Consider the following 16,924-nt stretch of genomic DNA (forward strand, 5'->3'; position numbering starts at 1 on the left):
GAAGCCCATGGCCCGAGTTCGCCACAAACGCAAGCCCGTCGCCGAGATGAACGTGGTGCCCTACATCGACGTGATGCTGGTGCTGCTGGTCATCTTCATGGTGACGGCGCCCATGCTCAATCAGGGCGTGAAGGTCGACCTGCCCAAGGTTTCCAGCGAAGCCTTGCCGCAGGACAACAACGTCCAGATCCTCACCATCTCCATCAAGGCCGATAAAACCTATTACTGGAACCTCGGCAGTGAAGTCGATACCGACAAGCAGATGGACAAGGCCATGACCTTGCCGGCCATGACCGACGCCGTTACCAAGATCATTGCTGCCGGCCGTGACCAGGGCAAGCAGACCCAGGTGTTCATTCGTGGCGACAAGGCTGTCGACTATGGCGCGGTCATGGGTGCCATGGGCGGGTTGCAGAAGGCCGGTGTCGGTAACGTTGGCCTGATTACCGAGGCGCCCTGATGCAACAGCGAGAGCCATCCGCCTCGGAAAGCTACTTCTGGCCCAGTGTCTGGGCCATCGGCCTGCATGTGCTGGTGTTTGCCCTGCTGTTCGTCAGTTTTGCCATGACGCCTGAGCTGCCGCCTTCCAAGCCGATCGTTCAGGCTACCCTGTACCAGCTCAAGTCCAAGAGCCAGGCAACCACCCAGACCAATCAGAAGATTGCCGGGGAGGCGAAGAAAACCGCTTCGCGCCAGACCGAAGTCGAGCAGCTTGAACAGAAGAAGGTCGAGCAAGAGGCCGTGAAGGCCGCGGAACAAAAGAAAGCCGACGCCGCTCAAAAGGCCGAAGAGGCTCGCGAGGCCGCTGAAGCCAAAAAAGCCGAGGCCGCTGAAGCCGCCAAGGCTGCCGAGGCGAAGAAAGCCGCCGAAGCCAAGAAGGCCGACGAGGCGAAGAAAGCCGCCGAGAAGCAGCAGGCCGACATCGCCAAGAAGAAGGCCGAGGACGAAGCGAAGAAAAAAGCCGAAGAAGAGGCCAAGAAAGAGGCCGCTGAAGAGGCGAAGAAGCAAGCCGCCGAGGACGCCAAGAAAAAGGCAGCCGAAGAGGCCAAGAAAAAAGCAGCCGAGGACGCCAAGAAGAAAGCGGCGGCCGAGGATGCGAAGAAGAAGGCAGCTGAAGAGGCCAAGAAAAAGGCCGCTGCAGACGCCCAGAAGAAAAAGGCACAGGAAGCGGCCCGCAAGGCGGCAGAAGACAAGAAAGCCCAGGCCCTGGCCGAGCTGTTGTCCGATACCACCGAGCGGCAGCAGGCGCTGGCCGACGAGCAGGGTGACCAGGTGGCCGGCGACTTCGACGACCTGATCCGCATGCGCGCGGCCGAGGGCTGGGCACGTCCGCCTTCCGCGCGCAAGGGCATGACGGTGGTCCTGCAGATCAACATGTTGCCGGACGGTACCATCACCAGTGTCAGCGTGGCCCGGTCCAGTGGTGACGGCCCGTATGACAGTTCGGCGGTGGCTGCGGTGAAGAACATTGGTCGTTTGACCGAGATGCAGGGTATGAAGCCGAGCGATTTCAACCAATATCGTTCGTTCAAGATGACATTTACACCTGAGGATCTAGCGTTGTGATTAAACGTCTGAGAGGACTGCTGGTCATGCTCTGCTGCGTGGCAGGCATGGCGGTGGCAGAAGAAAAGAACATCCTGGTTACCAGCGGCAGTGATCGGGCCACGCCCATCGCGGTAGTGCCGTTCGGTCTGCAGGGCGGCAGCGTGCTGCCAGAAGACATCGCCGACATCATCGGCAATGACCTGCGCAACTCTGGCTACTACTCGCCAATTCCGCGGCAGAACATGATCAGCCAGCCGTCGCAGGCCAGCGAAGTGATCTTCCGTGACTGGAAAGCGCTGGGTGCACAATACGTGATGGTCGGCAGCATCGTGCCGTCGGGCGGTCGCCTGCAGGTGCAGTACGCGCTGTTCAACGTCGCCACCGAGCAGCAAGTGCTGACCGGCAGCGTGGCGGGCAGCACCGACCAGCTGCGCGACATGGCGCACTACATTGCCGACCAGTCGTTCGAGAAGCTGACCGGCATCAAGGGCGCGTTCTCTACGCGCATGCTGTACGTGACGGCCGAGCGTTTCTCCACCAACAACACCCGCTACACCCTCCAGCGTTCGGACTACGACGGTGCGCGTGCGGTGACCCTGCTGCAATCGCGTGAGCCGATCCTGTCGCCGCGCTTTGCGCCAGATGGCAAACGGATCGCCTACGTTTCGTTCGAGCAGAAGCGCCCACGTATCTTCGTGCAGAACATCGATACTGGCCGCCGCGAGCAGGTGACCAACTTCGAGGGCCTCAATGGCGCGCCAGCCTGGTCGCCAGACGGTTCGCGCCTGGCGTTCGTGCTGTCCAAGGACGGCAACCCGGACATCTACGTGATGAATGTGGCCTCGCGCCAGATCAGCCGTGTTACTGCAGGCCCTGGTATCAATACCGAGCCGTTCTGGGGCAAAGATGGCAACACCCTTTACTTCACTTCCGACCGTGGCGGCAAACCGCAGATCTATAAACAGTCGGTCAGTGGTGGTGGTGCCGAGCGCGTAACGTTCGTGGGTAACTACAACGCCAACCCGAAACTTTCGGCGGACGAAAAGACCCTGGTAATGATCCATCGCCAACAGGGCTTTACCAACTTCAAAGTGGCGGCACAGGACTTGCAGCGCGGAAGTGTAAAGATTCTGTCTGAAACAAGTCTTGATGAGTCTCCCACTGTTGCGCCAAACGGCACCATGCTAATCTACGCCACCCGCCAGCAGGGCCGGGGAGTCTTGATGCTCGTGTCGCTTAATGGCCGCGTGAGGCTCCCACTTCCTACCGCTCAAGGCGAAGTCAGAGAACCGTCCTGGTCCCCTTACCTGAACTGATTGCGGCGTAATACATTTTGCTTAACACACTGGGGTTTCATTAGGAGTTTCACGATGGAAATGCTGAAGTTTGGTAAATTTGCTGCGCTGGCCCTGGCCATGGCCGTAGCTGTAGGTTGCTCCTCGAAGGGCGGTGATAACGCAGGCGAAGGCGCTGCTGTAGATCCTAACGCTGGCTACGGTGCCAACACTGGCGCTGTTGACGGCTCCCTGAGCGAAGAAGCCGCCCTGCGCGCAATCACCACCTTCTACTTCGAATACGACAGCTCGGACCTGAAGCCAGAAGCCATGCGCGCTCTGGACGTTCACGCCAAGGACCTGAAAGCCAACGGCAACCGTGTTGTTCTGGAAGGTAACACCGACGAGCGCGGCACCCGCGAGTACAACATGGCTCTGGGTGAGCGTCGTGCGAAAGCCGTTCAGCGCTACCTGGTTCTGCAGGGCGTTTCCCCTGCTCAGCTGGAACTGGTTTCCTACGGCGAAGAGCGTCCAGTTGCTACCGGCAACGACGAGCAGTCCTGGGCTCAGAACCGTCGCGTAGAACTGCGTAAGTAAGTTCTTATGCGTATGTGCCGCCGTGTAGTAACCGTCCTCGCACTCAGCCTGCCGCTTGCGGCCTGGGCTGAGGTCCCTGTAGTAGATGACAACGCAGGCAGCTATCCGCCTGCGGGTTATGGCACGAGCGGCGCCTATGCCGGGTCAGGGGCTTCGGCCCCTGCCTCTGCACAGGGCCAGCTGTTCATGCAGCTGCAACAGATGCAGGATCAGCTTTCCCGCCAGCAAGGCATCATCGAAGAGCTGCAAAACGATGTGTCGCGCATGAAGCAGGAAAACCTGGAGCGTTACCAGGACCTGGACCGTCGCATCAACAGTGGCGCTGCGCCTGCCGCAACCCCTGATAATTCCTCCGGTGGTGGTGCGTCCAATGCCGCCCCCGATGCCGCAGCAGGTGCTGCTGCGCAACAACCGGCCGGCAGTAGCCAGCCCGGTGATCCGGCGAAAGAGAAGCTCTATTACGACGCAGCTTTCGACCTGATCAAACAGAAAGACTTCGACAAGGCCAGCCAGGCGTTCAACGCCTTCCTGCGCAAGTACCCCAACAGCCAGTACGCCGGTAATGCCCAGTACTGGCTGGGTGAAGTGAACCTGGCCAAGGGTGACCTGCAAGGCGCCAGCCAGGCTTTTGCCCAGGTCAGCCAAAAGTACCCGAAGCACAGCAAGGTGCCAGATTCGCTGTACAAACTGGCTGATGTCGAGCGCCGTATGGGCCATACCGACAAGGTAAAAGGCATCCTCCAGCAGGTCGTCACCCAGTACCCCGGCACCTCTGCCGCTCAACTGGCCCAGCGTGACCTGCAGAAGCTCTAGGCGTTGTCGCTGTACCGCTCGAAAGAAACCCGCGCCAGTCGCGGGTTTTTTCGTTAGAATCACTGCCCTTTTTTCGTAAACACGCTGCTGCGGATAACGCGATGTCGAGTCCGCGACAGTGCCTGACGGAGGCGGACAGCCTGTTTAGCTGTCACGCCCGTGGCGAGCATGCAAGACACATTACGCATCACCGAAGTCTTTTACTCTTTGCAGGGTGAGACGCGAACGGCCGGGCTGCCTACGGTATTTGTGCGCCTCACCGGTTGCCCCCTGCGTTGCCAGTACTGCGACAGTGCCTATGCCTTCAGTGGCGGTACCATTCGCACCCTTGATTCGATCCTTGAGCAAGTGGCCGGCTTCAAGCCGCGCTACGTCTGTGTCACCGGTGGCGAACCGCTGGCCCAGCCCAACGCCTTGCCATTGCTGCAGCGGCTGTGTGACGCCGGTTACGAGGTGTCGCTGGAGACCAGCGGCGCGCTGGATATTGCCGGCACCGACACCCGCGTCAGTCGTGTGGTCGACCTGAAAACCCCAGGCTCCGAAGAGTCGCACCGTAACCGCTACGAGAACATCGAGCAGCTGACGCGCAACGACCAGGTCAAGTTCGTCATTTGTTCCCGTGAGGATTATGACTGGGCGGTATCCAAGCTGATCCAGTACAACCTGGCAGAGCGTGCCGGTGAGGTGTTGTTCTCACCCAGCCATCATCAGGTGAACGCCAGTGACCTGGCTGACTGGATCGTTGCTGACAACCTGCCCGTACGCTTCCAACTTCAGCTGCACAAGCTGCTGTGGAACGACGAGCCCGGACGTTGATTGAGGAGCACGTACACATGACAGAAAAACGCGCAGTAATCCTGTTGTCCGGCGGCCTGGACTCGGCCACCGTGGTTGCCATGGCCAAGGGCGAAGGCTACAGCTGCTACACCATGAGCTTTGACTACGGCCAGCGTCATCGCGCCGAGCTGAACGCCGCTGCCCGCGTGGCCCGCGACCTGGGTGTGGTCGAACACAAGGTGATTGGGCTGAACCTCGACGGCATCGGCGGTTCGGCATTGACCGACAGCAGCATCGACGTGCCGGAAGCCCCGGGTGAAGGCATTCCGGTCACTTATGTGCCGGCGCGCAACACCGTGTTCCTTTCGCTGGCGCTGGGTTGGGCTGAAGTGCTGGAAGCGCGCGACATCTTCATTGGCGTCAATGCCGTGGATTACTCCGGCTACCCGGATTGCCGTCCCGAGTTTGTCGAGGCCTTCGAGCGCATGGCCAACCTGGCGACCAAGGCTGGCGTAGAAGGGCAGGGTTTCCGCATCCAGGCGCCGCTGCAGAACATGAGCAAGGCGCAGATCGTGCAGGCCGGTATGGCCCGTGGTGTGGACTACAGCCTGACCGTTTCCTGCTACCAGGCCGACGATGACGGCCGCGCCTGTGGCAAATGCGACAGCTGCCGCCTGCGCGCCGACGGTTTCAAGGCCGCCGGTATCGAAGACCCGACTCGGTATTTTTGAAAAAATCGTGATGGGGTGTTGAATTCTCGTTAGAAATCAGTATTATACGCGCCATCAAATGGGTCGTTAGCTCAGTTGGTAGAGCAGTTGGCTTTTAACCAATTGGTCGTAGGTTCGAATCCTACACGACCCACCATACGCAGTCCGTGAAAGCCCGCTACCAGAAATGGTCGCGGGCTTTTTCGTTTGCGCTACGGGTTTCGGAAAAAGGGCGCAGCGCGCCCACACATTACTCGGCCCATTCCGGGTCGCCAGTGAACACCACTGTCAGCCAGCGGTCCGGCCCTTCGCCGCCTACCGCGTCGCCAATCTCGTTGCGCCAGGCATCCCATTCATCGATGGTCTTCGCCGCCATGGTTTTGGGCACGATGAAATACAGTTCGATCTCCCGCGAACGCCCGACCTTGGCGACATAGGCGCGGTAAGACTGCAGGCCGTGGCGAGCGACGAAGGCCTTGGCCACCTCATCTACGTGCAGCTTGAGGTCGCCAGGGGTGACCAGGAAGATTTCAGACAGCGCCTGACGCACCACCGACATCGGCAATGGCACGATCACCAGGCACACCAGCGCCAGCACCGCCGGGTCAATATAGGGTGATACCCATTCCAGCGAAGTGCCTTGCACGGCATAGCCAAAGCAGAAGGCGATCAGCAGTGCGGCCGTGATGCTGGCTGACATTACCCAGCCCTTGACGTCCATGCGCACGAAGTCTGACTTTAGTTTGCGGTTGGCGCGGGCCTCGATGACGGCGATGGTCACGCAGGTGATCACCGTCAGCGCCGCGTAGACCATGGCAATGCCGAACTCCAGGTGGCGCCCGCCTTGCAGCAGGCTGCTGACGGCATTGATCAGCGCGTAGATGGCCACGCCGCCGAGCAGAATGCCGTTGAGCGCCAGTACCATGGGCTCCAGGTGCCAGAAACCCATGGTGAAGCGCTCGCGCAGCTTGCGTGACATCTGCACGCTGGTGGTGTGCGAAGTGATCAGCTTGACCACGACCAGCGAGAGCCCGCTCATGCTGGCGTCGACCAGCGAGTATACGCCGTCGAAGACGATGGAAAACGAGCCGGAGGCAAGGCCGAAGGCGATGCCGATGCTGGCGATGAACAGGGTGGCGGCGATCGAGGTGCGTAAAAGTCCTTGTTCGCTGGTGATGTCGAAGAAGGTGGATCGGGTTGCGGTTTGCATGAGTAGTGCTCAGTAAAAACGATGATGCTGTTGTGTCTGTGCCGGCCTCTTCGCGGGCAAGCCCGCTCCTACAGGGGCTGGCGCCGCCTACAAGAGCAGTGCAAATCCCGTGTAGGAGCGGGTTTACCCGCGAAGAGGCCCTCACAGGCTAGACGCGAAACTGCTCCATTAGCGCTTGCTGCTGGTTGGCCAGCCGGTTCAGGGCCTGACTGATGCGTGCCGATTCATCGGCCTGCCCGGCCAACGATTCTGTCACGTCTCGAATGCCGGCCACGTTACGGTTCACTTCCTCGGCCACCGCGCTCTGCTCTTCCGCCGCCGAGGCTATCTGCAAGTTCATGTCGCTGATCACCGCCACGGCCTCGCCAATACGCTGCAGTGCCGGTAATGCCTGCTCCATGCGTGCGGCGCTGTCCTGGGCCTGGCGTTGGCCTGCATGCATGGCCCCCACCACGTCCTGGGTGCCTTGCTGAAGGCCCTCGATGACCTGGCGAATTTCCTCTACCGAAACCTGCGTGCGCTGGGCCAGGCCGCGCACCTCATCGGCAACCACGGCGAAGCCACGCCCGGCTTCGCCTGCGCGGGCCGCTTCGATGGCGGCATTCAGTGCCAGCAGGTTGGTTTGCTCGGCAATGGTGCGGATCACTTCAAGTACCGAGCCGATTTGCCCGCTGCGGTCTTCCAGTGCACGGGCCTCGTCCATGGCAGTGTTCATGCCTGCGGCCAGGCGGTCGATGCCCTGGCGCGTGCTGTCCACCAGTTGCAAGCCTTCCTGGCTGGCCTGATCCGCGGCGCGTGCGGCCTGGGCCGCCTGCGAGGCGTTGTGGGCGACATCCAGAGCGGTGGCGCTCATTTCATTGGCCGCTGTGGCCACCTGTTCGATTTCGCGATGCTGTTGCTGCATGCCGTTGCTGGTCTGGCTGGCGATGGCGGCCGATTGGTCGGCGGTGTCGCGGGCCTCCTGCAGCGACCCTTTGACCTGGGCAATGACCGGTTGCAACTTGTCGAGGAAGCGGTTGAACCAGCCGGTGAGCAGGCCCAGTTCATCCTGGCGGGCGTAGTCCAGGCGACGGGTAAGGTCGCCTTCGCCACTGGCAATGTCTTCCAGGCGTGCCGCCACGGCCAGGATTGGCCGGCTAACGCCGCGAGCGGTCAGCCACACCAGCAGCAAACCCACGATTGCCGTGCCAAGGCCTATCAGCAGGCTGGTGAGGTTGGCATTCTGGTTATGGGCATCAAGGCGCTGGTTGAGGGCTACGGCAGGGGCCTGCAGCACGCTTTCCGGCACTTCCAGCCATACCTGCCACGGGGCTGTGTCAGGGATTGGCGTGAAGGGGTGGGCCACGCGTAGCAGGCCGTCGGCTACCGCATTTGCCATGGGCTTGCCGAGCGTGCTGTCGTCGCGGCTGTTGCCCGCCAGCAGGCCGGCGGCGGTGGCGATACTCACCTGGCCCTGGCCGTCGAACAGGTCGCGGCGGCCGTCCACACTCAGTTGCTGCAGGTTGGCCAGGCCGATGTCCAGGCCGACCACGCCGACTACCTTGCCGTGTTCCAGCAGTGGCAAAGCGATGCTGGTCATCAGCACCTGACGGCCGTTGACCTCGTCGAGGTACGGTTCGAGCATGCAGGTCCTGGCGGTGTCCTGCGGGCAGGTCAGCCAGCGGTTCTTCGCCGCGCCGTTGCTGCCGATGCTGGTGTCGCCGAGCATCGTTTCCGGCATGGCTTCAAGTTCCAGGGTGCCGGGGCTTGGTTGGGACCAGTACAGCGAGAAACGCCCGCTCTCATTGCTGCCCAGGGCGTCCTGCCCGAGGTAGTGGCTGTCCTGCTGGTCCAGGGCATTGGGCTGGAACACCAAATACAGGCCAATCACATCCGGGTTGCCGGCCAGGCTGGCACGCGCCTGGCGGGTCAGTTCGGCGCGCAGGTCGCTACCACCACGGGCCTTCAGCACGTGTACCAGGCGGGCAAAGCCATTGCCGTACTGGTAGGCGTCCATGAAGTAGCGCTGGATACGCAAGGCCTGGGTTTCGGCGTGGGCCTGCAGGCGCTGGCGGGCGCTGTCTTCGAGCATGGCAGTGTTGGCCTGGTTGACCAGGGCGGCGCTGCGATGGGCCTGGGTCAGCGAGGTGGCTACCAGCAAGGCGACAATGGCCAGCAGGCACAGGCCGGCGAGGAGTGTGATCTTCCACTGGATGGAGAGGCGACGCAGCGGCATGAGGGCTTTCCTTTTCGAACAAATGCAACGCCCGCGATCAGGCGCGGGCGTTGTTGGCAGCGTGGGTCATTCGGCGACGTAGTTGGGCGGTGCCGCGCGGAAGGCTTTGGTCAGCCAGCCCAGGTAGATCAATCCGAGCGCAGCCCAGATGCCGCCAAACATCAGCGAATGTGCGTTCAGGTCCAGCCACAGCGAGACGATGATGCAGAAGCCGATGGTCGGCAGCACCAGGTACTTCAACTGGTTGCTCAGGCCTTTGCGATTGCCTTCACGCAGGTAGCAGTGGTTGATGACCGACAGGTTGACGAAGCTGAACGCGACCAGGGCGCCGAAGTTGATGATGGAAGTGGCGGTAACCAGGTCGAAGAAGATCGCCGATAGCGAAATCAGCCCTACGACTGCAATGTTCAGCACTGGCGTCTTGTAGCGCGAATGCAGGCGGGCGAAGACGCTGGCCGGGATCACGTTGTCGCGGCCCATCACATACAGCAGGCGTGACACGCTGGTTTGCGAGGCCAGGCCCGAGGCGATGGTGTTGATCACGGTGCAGGCAATGAAGATCGACTGGAAGAGCTTGCCGCCAACGTACAGGGCAATTTCCGGCAGGGCTGCTTCCTGGTCGTGGAAGCGGGCCATGGTCGGGAAGTAGGCCTGGATGAAGTACGACACGGTGATGAAGACCACACCGCCAATCAGTGCGGTGAGGAAGATCGCCCGGGGAATGGTCTTGGCCGGATCGCGGGTTTCCTCGGACAGGCAGGTGACCGCATCAAAGCCCAGGAACGAGAAGCACAGGATGGTTGCACCGGCGGCCAGGGCACTGAACTGGGTCTGGCTGTCGGCGAACGGTATCAGGCTCCAGGTGGTACCCAGCCCTTCACCCTGGTCCAGGCCGCGCACGCACAGGTAGATGAACACGGCGATGATCGCCACCTGTACACCCACGAACAGCAGGTTGAAGTGGGCCACCAGGTTTACGCTGCGCATGTTGATCAGGCTGATCAGGGTGACGAAGCCGGCGACCCACATCCACTCAGGTACTTCCGGGAACATGGCCGAAAGGTACAGCTTGGCCAGTAGCGCGTTGACCATCGGCAGCAGCAGGTAGTCCAGCAGTGAAGACCAGCCCACCAGGAAGCCCACGTGCGGGTTGATCGCGCGCTGGGTGTAGGTGTAGGCCGAGCCCGACTGCGGGAAGCGTTTTACCAGGGTGCCATAGCTCACCGCGGTGAACAGGATGCCGGCCAATGCCAGGATGTAGGCGCTGGGTACATGGCCAGCGGTGATCCCGCTGACGATGCCGAAGGTGTCGAACACGGTCATCGGGGTCAGGTAAGCCAGGCCGATGATGATCACGTGCCAGAGGCGCAGGGTCTTGCGAAGTTGGCCGTTGCCGGAAGCGCTGTGGTCAGGCTGCATGCTGGCATGGCTCCTGCTGCTGGGCGTAAACGACGGGCACGGTGTATTGCGCATGCGGCAAGGGCGAGCGGGTGGGCTCCATATTGTTCACCTTTTATGTTGGAGCGGCGGAAGGCGCGGTGGGGCGCGCAAAGTGGTGAAAATAAAAAACGATGGGTAGGTGGGTGTCAAGTTAAACATGACAAGATGTTGCAAAATTGAAATATTTATCGATTAAATACGGGATTTGTTCGGTTGTTGCGCGTTTTTTTGCGATTCTGATCAATTTGAGTGTTCGTAAAAATTAACGAATCCTTTGCTTGTTTCACCTGGCTGTCGGATGTGTCCGAAAAATGGCATTTCTCGAGCTGGGCCAGCACTCGGCCCAATCGGGGGTGGTACTCTTCGATTTCTGCGTGGCCTCTGGCCGCCTTCGAAGCCCTTACGGACAGCAATCGGTTCTATTCATGAAGAAATCAGTTGGCATCCTTTCCGGCCTGGCTATCGCCATTGCCGTCGCAACCACCGCAGGCGCCTGGTACACCGGCAAGCAGCTGCCGGCAGAGCTGGACAACGCCCTTGCACGCAGCAACGCCGAACTCAAAAAGGCCCTGGTCAGTACCGGTGGTAGCATGAGCATCGAGCGTGTGTCGCTGGAGCAGCATCTCTTCAGCAGCACTGCCCAGTACCGGCTCAAGGCTCGCGACATCAACGTGGGGCAGGGCGAGGTGATCAATTTTGACGTGGGCGTGACCGACCAGATCGAGCACGGCCCGTTTCCCTGGTCGAGGGTCAGGGCACTGAAGCTGATGCCGGTAATGGCGGTCAGCAACAGCACGCTGCAGAAGGATGAAGCCGTCGCGCCATTGTTCGCCGCTGCGGGTGAAAAGGCTCCGATCAGCGCACAGACCAGCCTGGGTTACGGCGGCAGTGTGGTCAGCCAGGTTCAGCTGGCGCCGCTCAAGATTGACGAAGCGGATGGCAACACCTTCGACTTTTCGGGCATGCAGTTCGAAGTCAGTGGGGACAAGGAGGGCAAGGCCTCCAAGTTCCGCGGCCAGGCCGACAGGCTGGTGATGAAGCGTGTGCATGACGACCAGCCGCCGGCCACGTTCGAGCTCAACGGGCTGACGTTTGGCGGTAACCTCGCAGCCACCGCGCACGATGCCATCTATGTCGGTAACGTCGATCTGGCGTTGGCTGAAGCCAAGGTCACACTTGGGCCGAAACAGCAGGTGCTGTTGATCAAGGGCCTGGAACAGAACGCCTTGCAAACCCTCGACGGCACGGACACCGTAGGTGGCCGCGCGGCGTACAAGGTCGGCGACATCAGCTGGGATGGCCGCGCGGTAGGCAAGGCGCAGATGGCGGTGAGCGTGACTTCGGTAAACGCCCCGGCGCTGCAGGCCTTGTCGAAGTGGTACCAGTCGCACTTGCCGGAGTTCGAGGCCGCCAGTGCGGCTGGCCAGCCGGTGCCGCAGATCCAGATGGACGACGCCGAAAAGGCCCGCTTCCAGGGTGACTTGCAGAAATTGCTGGCCGCCAAGCCCAAGCTGGCGGTGGAAAACCTGTCGTTCAAGACCGCCAATGGCGAGAGCCGCTTCAACCTGTCGATGGACCTCGCCGCACCGGCCAGCTTCGACCTGCCGCCGGACCAGCTGAGCAAGCAGATCATCACGGAGGTGAAAGGCAAGCTGTCGCTGTCCAAGCCGATGATCGGTGACCTGGCGACCTTGCAGGCCTTGCTGGATGGCCAGACCGACGCGCAAGCGATTGCCATGCAGTCGAGCCAGGCGGGGGAGATGGTCGGCATGATGGCGCTGCAGAGCGGCATGGCCACCGTGCAGGGCGATGATGTGGTCAGCAGCCTGCACTATGCCGATGGCATGGTCGATTTCAATGGCCGAAAAATGACCGTGGAAGAATTTGCCATGTTCATGGCGGCGCATCTGGCGGCCCTGTCGCCGCAGGGGTGACGGTTTCTCCTGTTGCAGCCTCTTCGCGGGTGAACCCGCTCCTACCAGGATTTCACCGTGTAGGAGCGGGTTTACCCGCGAAGAGGCCAGCACAGGCAACACAAAAACCCCTTTAGTAATCGCTGGATTGTCTGTAGCCTTCGGCCTCCGATAATAATCCGCGCCCGCAGAGGGCCGTGGCGGTCACCATGCCGTCCGGCACCCTTAGCCGATCTGCCAGGGCCGGGTGATACACTCGATTTGACGCGCAAGCGCGCCTGCAGGTCCAGCGATCATGACCCAGATTTCCGAACGCCTTTTGGTTCAGGCCCACCTCGACGCCAAGCAGCCCAACCCGCTGACAGCCGAGCAGGAGGCCGAATACCGTGCGGCCATCGCTGCCGAGCTCAAGGCCCAGAATGCCGTGCTGGTTGCCCATTACTACTGCGACCCGGTCATCCAGGCGCTGGCTGAAGAAACCGGCGGCTGCGTGTCCGACTCGTTGGAAATGGCCCGTTTCGGCAAGAACCACCCGGCCGAAACGGTCATCGTGGCCGGTGTGCGCTTCATGGGCGAGACGGCAAAAATCCTCACCCCGGAAAAGCGCGTGCTAATGCCGACACTGGAGGCCACCTGCTCGCTCGACCTGGGTTGCCCGGTGGAAGAGTTCTCGGCCTTCTGCGACCAGCACCCTGAACGCACCGTGGTGGTCTACGCCAACACGTCCGCAGCGGTGAAGGCGCGCGCCGATTGGGTGGTGACTTCGAGCTGCGCGCTGGAAATTGTCGAAAGCCTGATGGACAACGGCGAAACCATCATCTGGGGCCCGGACCAGCACCTGGGCCGTTACATCCAGAAGCAGACCGGTGCCGACATGCTGCTGTGGGACGGTGCCTGCATCGTTCACGAAGAGTTCAAGTCGCGCCAGTTGGCTGACATGAAGGCGCTGTACCCGGATGCTGCGATCCTGGTGCACCCCGAGTCGCCGGAAGCGGTGATCGAGTTGGCCGACGCGGTGGGTTCCACCAGCCAGCTGATCAAGGCTGCCCAGACCCTGCCGAACAAAACCTTCATCGTCGCCACCGACCGCGGCATCTTCTACAAGATGCAGCAGCTGTGCCCGGACAAGGAATTCGTCGAAGCCCCCACCGCCGGTAACGGCGCGGCATGCCGCAGCTGTGCGCACTGCCCGTGGATGGCGATGAACACCCTGGAGCGGGTGCTGGATTGCCTGCGTAACGGCACCAACGAAATTTTTGTTGACCCGGCGCTGGTACCCAAGGCAATCAAGCCGCTAAACCGTATGCTGGACTTTACCCAGGCGGCGCGGCTGAAGCTTTCCGGTAACGCTTGAGGTTGCCGGGGCCGCTTTGCGGCCCCATCGCGACACAAGGCCGCTCCCACAGGGATCGCGCCAGCTTTTAGAAATTGAGCAAGACAGTTGCTCCCACATGGCCCTGCATACGCCTGTGGGAGCGGCCTTGTGTCGCGATTGGGGCGCAAAGCGCCCCCAAAACCCTCAGCGCCCCATCATTTCCTGAACCATGCGCCGTTGCTCCATGATCTCGCGCTGGCGCTGGTCAATCTGTGAGGCCAGCGGGAAATTCCCACCCGCCCGGCGCTTGGCGTAATCCAGCTGCTGGATTGCCTGATCAAAGTCGCCGACCAGCGTGAAGTACTCGGCACGCGCCCGGTGCAAGCCAATGGTATTGCCCGACAAGCCACGCACCTCGGCCATGTCGTACCACACATCCGGGTCATCCGGCCGACTCTTCACCAGCTCGTTCAACACCTTCTCGGCCTCAGCCGGCTTGTTCTGTTTCACCAGCAGGTCGGCACGCACCTGTTTCAACGGGTAGTTGCCCGGGTACAGCCCCTGCATCCGTTCGGCGCGCTGCTGGGCGTCGGCAAGACGGTTGTTGGTGATGTCCAGGTCGATTTGCGCCAGGTTGTAGGTGATGTCGTTGGGCGCCTTGGCCAGCAGCGGCTTGAGCATTTCACGGGCCTCGTTCAATTGCCCGCCCTTGATCTGTGCCAAGGCCAGGCCATAACGTGCGGCATCCAGTTTTGGATCTTCGTCCAGCTGGGCGCGGAAGCGCTTGGCGGCAAGCCCCGGCGTGCCTTCGTAGGTCAGTGCCACCCGGGCGCGGATCAGCTGGTAGCGCATGCTGTCTTCAATACCACCCTGGGGCGCCTGGTCGGCGCGGTTACGGGTGTCGGCAATACGTGATTCGGTCACCGGGTGGGTCAGCAGGAACTCCGGCGGTTTTGCGTCATAGCGATACTGGCGTGCCAGGCGCTCGAACATGGTCGGCATGTTGCGCGGATCGTAGCCGGCCTTTTCCAGGTTCTGGATACCGATGCGGTCAGCTTCCTGTTCATTCTGGCGCGAGAAGCGCCGTTGCTCCTGAATGGCCGCCGCCTGGGTGCCGGCAATCATGCCGATGCCCGCATCGCCGGCACCACCTGCGGCCAGCACGATGCCGGCCAGCAGCGCTGCCATCATCGGCAACTGCATACGCTGCTGGGCCTCGACACCCCGTGCGAAGTGGCGTTGCGACAAGTGCGCCAGTTCGTGGGCCAGTACCGAGGCATATTCACCCTCGGTCTGGGCGTTGAGGAACAGCCCGCCGTTGACCCCGACAATGCCACCCGGGGCGGCAAAGGCGTTCAGCTCGCGGCTGTCGATCAGGATGAACTCCAGGCGCCGGTCCTGCAGCTGGCTGGTTTCGGCCAGCTTGTACACGCTGGTTTCGACGTAGTCCTTGAGCTGTGGGTCGTTGAGCTGATTGACCTGGCCGCGCAGCAGGCTGAGCCAGGCACGGCCCAGTTGGTGCTCCTGTTGCGGCGAGACGATCGCAGAACTGGCATCACCCAGTGATGGCAGGTCGTCAGCATGGCCGGGAAGGGCCATCAGGCAGGCCAGCGTCAGCAGGGTAGGGCGCAGTAGATTCATGCATGAAGCTCGCGTCGGATCAAAGATACCTACTGTAGCGGGCTCACACGTTGGCGACCAGTGGCGCTATCCTAGCCAGCCATGCCAAGAAGCACCCTGGCGATGCCTTTGGAGACCCTGCGATGAGTAACACCCTGACCTGCGACGCCGAACTGGACGCCAGCGGGCTGAATTGCCCTTTGCCACTGCTCAAGGCCAAGATGGAGCTCAATCGCCTGGCCAGTGGCGCGGTGCTCAAGGTTATCGCCACGGACGCAGGCTCCCAGCGCGACTTCCGCACTTTCGCCCAGTTGGCCGGTCATACCCTGCTGCAAGAAACGGCCGAGGCCGGTACCTATACTTACTGGCTGCGCAAGGCCTGAGTCTTTTCCAAGGATCGTCAATGTTCAAAGTGCTTCGCGACTGGGTGCAGCGCTACTTCTCCGATGAGGAAGCGGTGGTGCTGGCGGTCCTGTTGTTCCTGGCTTTTACCGCCGTGCTCACCCTGGGCGGCATGCTCGCGCCGGTGCTGGCGGGCATGGTGCTGGCGTTTCTGATGCAGGGGTTGGTCAACGCCCTGGAGCGCGTGCGCGTACCTACACGGCTGGCGGTGATGCTGGTGTTTGCCTTGTTCATGGGCGCACTGGCGGTGTTCATGCTGGTGCTGGTACCGCTGCTATGGCACCAGCTGATCACGCTGTTCAACGAGCTGCCGGGCATGCTCGGCAAGTGGCAGTCGTTGTTGCTGCTGCTGCCGGAGCGCTATCCGCACCTGGTGTCGGACGAGCAGGTATTGCATGCCATCGAATCGGTGCGCGGTGAAATTGGCAAGTTTGGTCAATGGGCGCTGACCTTCTCGTTGTCCAGCCTGCCACTGCTGGTCAATGCCATGATCTATCTGGTGCTGGTGCCGATTCTGGTGTTCTTCTTCCTGAAGGATCGCGAACTCATTGGCCGCTGGGTCAGTGGCTACCTGCCGCGCCAGCGCACCTTGCTGAACCGGGTGGGCAGCGAGATGAACCGGCAGATCGCCAACTACATCCGCGGCAAGGGTATCGAGATTCTGATCTGCGGCATTGCCACTTACATCGCCTTCATCAGCCTGGGGCTCAATTACGCAGCGCTATTGGCGTTGCTGGTGGGGTTGTCGGTGGTGGTGCCTTACGTGGGCGCGGTGGTCGTGACCGTGCCGGTGACCCTGATTGCGCTGTTCCAGTGGGGCTGGGGCGACCAGTTCATCTACCTGATGACGGTGTACGCGATCATCCAGGCGCTGGATGGCAATGTGCTGGTACCGCTGCTGTTCTCCGAAGCGGTGAGCCTGCACCCGGTGGCGATTATCTGCGCGGTGCTGCTGTTTGGCGGGCTATGGGGGTTTTGGGGGATATTCTTCGCCATCCCCCTGGCGACGCTGATCAAGGCCGTGCTGGATGCGTGGCCCAAGCAGGAGCCTAGCGTTTCACCGATGCTTTGAATGTAATTGGGGCCGCAG

General features: G+C 61.4%; 15 protein-coding genes, 1 tRNA gene and 1 pseudogene. 12 read left to right on the plus strand and 5 right to left on the minus strand.

Annotated elements, in window-relative coordinates:
- The first annotated feature begins 7 nt into the window (after positions 1 to 7).
- The 8 genes from tolR (at position 8) to KW568_RS06855 (ending at position 5,876) form a co-directional block, all read left to right on the plus strand.
- Positions 8 to 460: a protein TolR gene (gene tolR / locus KW568_RS06820; protein ID WP_003254760.1), complete on the plus strand. Its 453-nt coding sequence runs from the start codon at positions 8 to 10 to the stop codon at positions 458 to 460.
- Positions 460 to 1,566 carry a cell envelope integrity protein TolA gene (gene tolA / locus KW568_RS06825; RefSeq protein ID WP_004575740.1) on the plus strand — a complete coding sequence of 369 codons (1,107 nt, stop codon included), beginning with the start codon at positions 460 to 462 and terminating at the stop codon, positions 1,564 to 1,566. Before tolR ends, tolA begins: the two co-directional genes overlap by 1 nt.
- A gap of 26 nt (positions 1,567 to 1,592) precedes the next feature.
- Entirely contained in the window at positions 1,593 to 2,864 is a 1,272-nt protein-coding gene (tolB, locus tag KW568_RS06830; RefSeq protein ID WP_012051477.1) for a Tol-Pal system beta propeller repeat protein TolB, read from the plus strand.
- Between the two features lie 54 nt (positions 2,865 to 2,918).
- Positions 2,919 to 3,419, plus strand: a complete 501-nt coding sequence (gene pal, locus KW568_RS06835; protein WP_003254755.1) for a peptidoglycan-associated lipoprotein Pal — start codon at positions 2,919 to 2,921, stop codon at positions 3,417 to 3,419.
- 6 nt (positions 3,420 to 3,425) lie between these two features.
- On the plus strand, positions 3,426 to 4,232 hold the full coding sequence (gene ybgF, locus KW568_RS06840; RefSeq protein WP_003254754.1) for a tol-pal system protein YbgF: 807 nt from the start codon (positions 3,426 to 3,428) through the stop codon (positions 4,230 to 4,232).
- A gap of 168 nt (positions 4,233 to 4,400) precedes the next feature.
- A complete protein-coding gene (queE, locus tag KW568_RS06845; RefSeq protein WP_004575739.1) occupies positions 4,401 to 5,048 on the plus strand; it encodes a 7-carboxy-7-deazaguanine synthase QueE in 648 nt (215 codons plus the stop codon).
- Positions 5,048 to 5,740 carry a 7-cyano-7-deazaguanine synthase QueC gene (gene queC, locus KW568_RS06850; protein ID WP_080634937.1) on the plus strand — a complete coding sequence of 231 codons (693 nt, stop codon included), beginning with the start codon at positions 5,048 to 5,050 and terminating at the stop codon, positions 5,738 to 5,740. Before queE ends, queC begins: the two co-directional genes overlap by 1 nt.
- Before the next feature lie 60 nt (positions 5,741 to 5,800).
- Positions 5,801 to 5,876, plus strand: a tRNA-Lys gene (locus tag KW568_RS06855).
- A 93-nt stretch (positions 5,877 to 5,969) separates the two neighbouring features.
- On the opposite strand, the gene KW568_RS06860 is transcribed toward KW568_RS06855, so the two are convergent.
- The 4 genes and pseudogenes from KW568_RS06860 to KW568_RS06870 all read right to left on the minus strand — a co-directional run bounded on the left by KW568_RS06860 (position 5,970) and on the right by KW568_RS06870 (position 10,563).
- Positions 5,970 to 6,929 (minus strand): cation diffusion facilitator family transporter, encoded by a 960-nt coding sequence (locus KW568_RS06860; RefSeq protein WP_003254751.1) that lies wholly within the window; start codon positions 6,927 to 6,929, stop codon positions 5,970 to 5,972.
- A gap of 148 nt (positions 6,930 to 7,077) precedes the next feature.
- Complete coding sequence (locus KW568_RS31065) at positions 7,078 to 7,833, minus strand: methyl-accepting chemotaxis protein (protein ID WP_370688784.1); 756 nt, start codon at positions 7,831 to 7,833, stop codon at positions 7,078 to 7,080.
- A gap of 102 nt (positions 7,834 to 7,935) precedes the next feature.
- A pseudogene (gene mcpU / locus KW568_RS31070) lies at positions 7,936 to 9,144 on the minus strand (methyl-accepting chemotaxis protein McpU); the annotation flags it as partial.
- Positions 9,145 to 9,210: 66 nt separating this feature from the next.
- The gene (locus tag KW568_RS06870; RefSeq protein WP_003254749.1) at positions 9,211 to 10,563 is read right to left on the minus strand and encodes an APC family permease; all 1,353 of its coding nucleotides are present in this window, start codon (positions 10,561 to 10,563) and stop codon (positions 9,211 to 9,213) included.
- 446 nt (positions 10,564 to 11,009) lie between these two features.
- On the opposite strand from KW568_RS06870, the gene KW568_RS06875 reads away from it, so the two are divergent.
- Both KW568_RS06875 and nadA read left to right on the plus strand, forming a co-directional pair.
- Positions 11,010 to 12,518 carry a YdgA family protein gene (locus KW568_RS06875; RefSeq protein ID WP_004575737.1) on the plus strand — a complete coding sequence of 503 codons (1,509 nt, stop codon included), beginning with the start codon at positions 11,010 to 11,012 and terminating at the stop codon, positions 12,516 to 12,518.
- Positions 12,519 to 12,792: 274 nt separating this feature from the next.
- Complete coding sequence (gene nadA / locus KW568_RS06880; RefSeq protein ID WP_003254747.1) at positions 12,793 to 13,851, plus strand: quinolinate synthase NadA; 1,059 nt, start codon at positions 12,793 to 12,795, stop codon at positions 13,849 to 13,851.
- A gap of 165 nt (positions 13,852 to 14,016) precedes the next feature.
- Here nadA and KW568_RS06885 read toward each other — a convergent pair whose 3' ends face one another.
- Complete coding sequence (locus tag KW568_RS06885) at positions 14,017 to 15,453, minus strand: M48 family metalloprotease (RefSeq protein ID WP_003254746.1); 1,437 nt, start codon at positions 15,451 to 15,453, stop codon at positions 14,017 to 14,019.
- Positions 15,454 to 15,575: 122 nt separating this feature from the next.
- On the opposite strand from KW568_RS06885, the gene KW568_RS06890 reads away from it, so the two are divergent.
- Together KW568_RS06890 and KW568_RS06895 are read left to right on the plus strand one after the other, a co-directional pair.
- A complete protein-coding gene (locus KW568_RS06890) occupies positions 15,576 to 15,815 on the plus strand; it encodes a sulfurtransferase TusA family protein (RefSeq protein ID WP_003254745.1) in 240 nt (79 codons plus the stop codon).
- Between the two features lie 20 nt (positions 15,816 to 15,835).
- Positions 15,836 to 16,906, plus strand: a complete 1,071-nt coding sequence (locus KW568_RS06895; protein ID WP_003254744.1) for an AI-2E family transporter — start codon at positions 15,836 to 15,838, stop codon at positions 16,904 to 16,906.
- Positions 16,907 to 16,924: the final 18 nt, after the last annotated feature.

This window comes from Pseudomonas sp. HD6515 (assembly GCF_024971855.1).
Lineage (GTDB): Bacteria > Pseudomonadota > Gammaproteobacteria > Pseudomonadales > Pseudomonadaceae > Aquipseudomonas > Aquipseudomonas alloputida.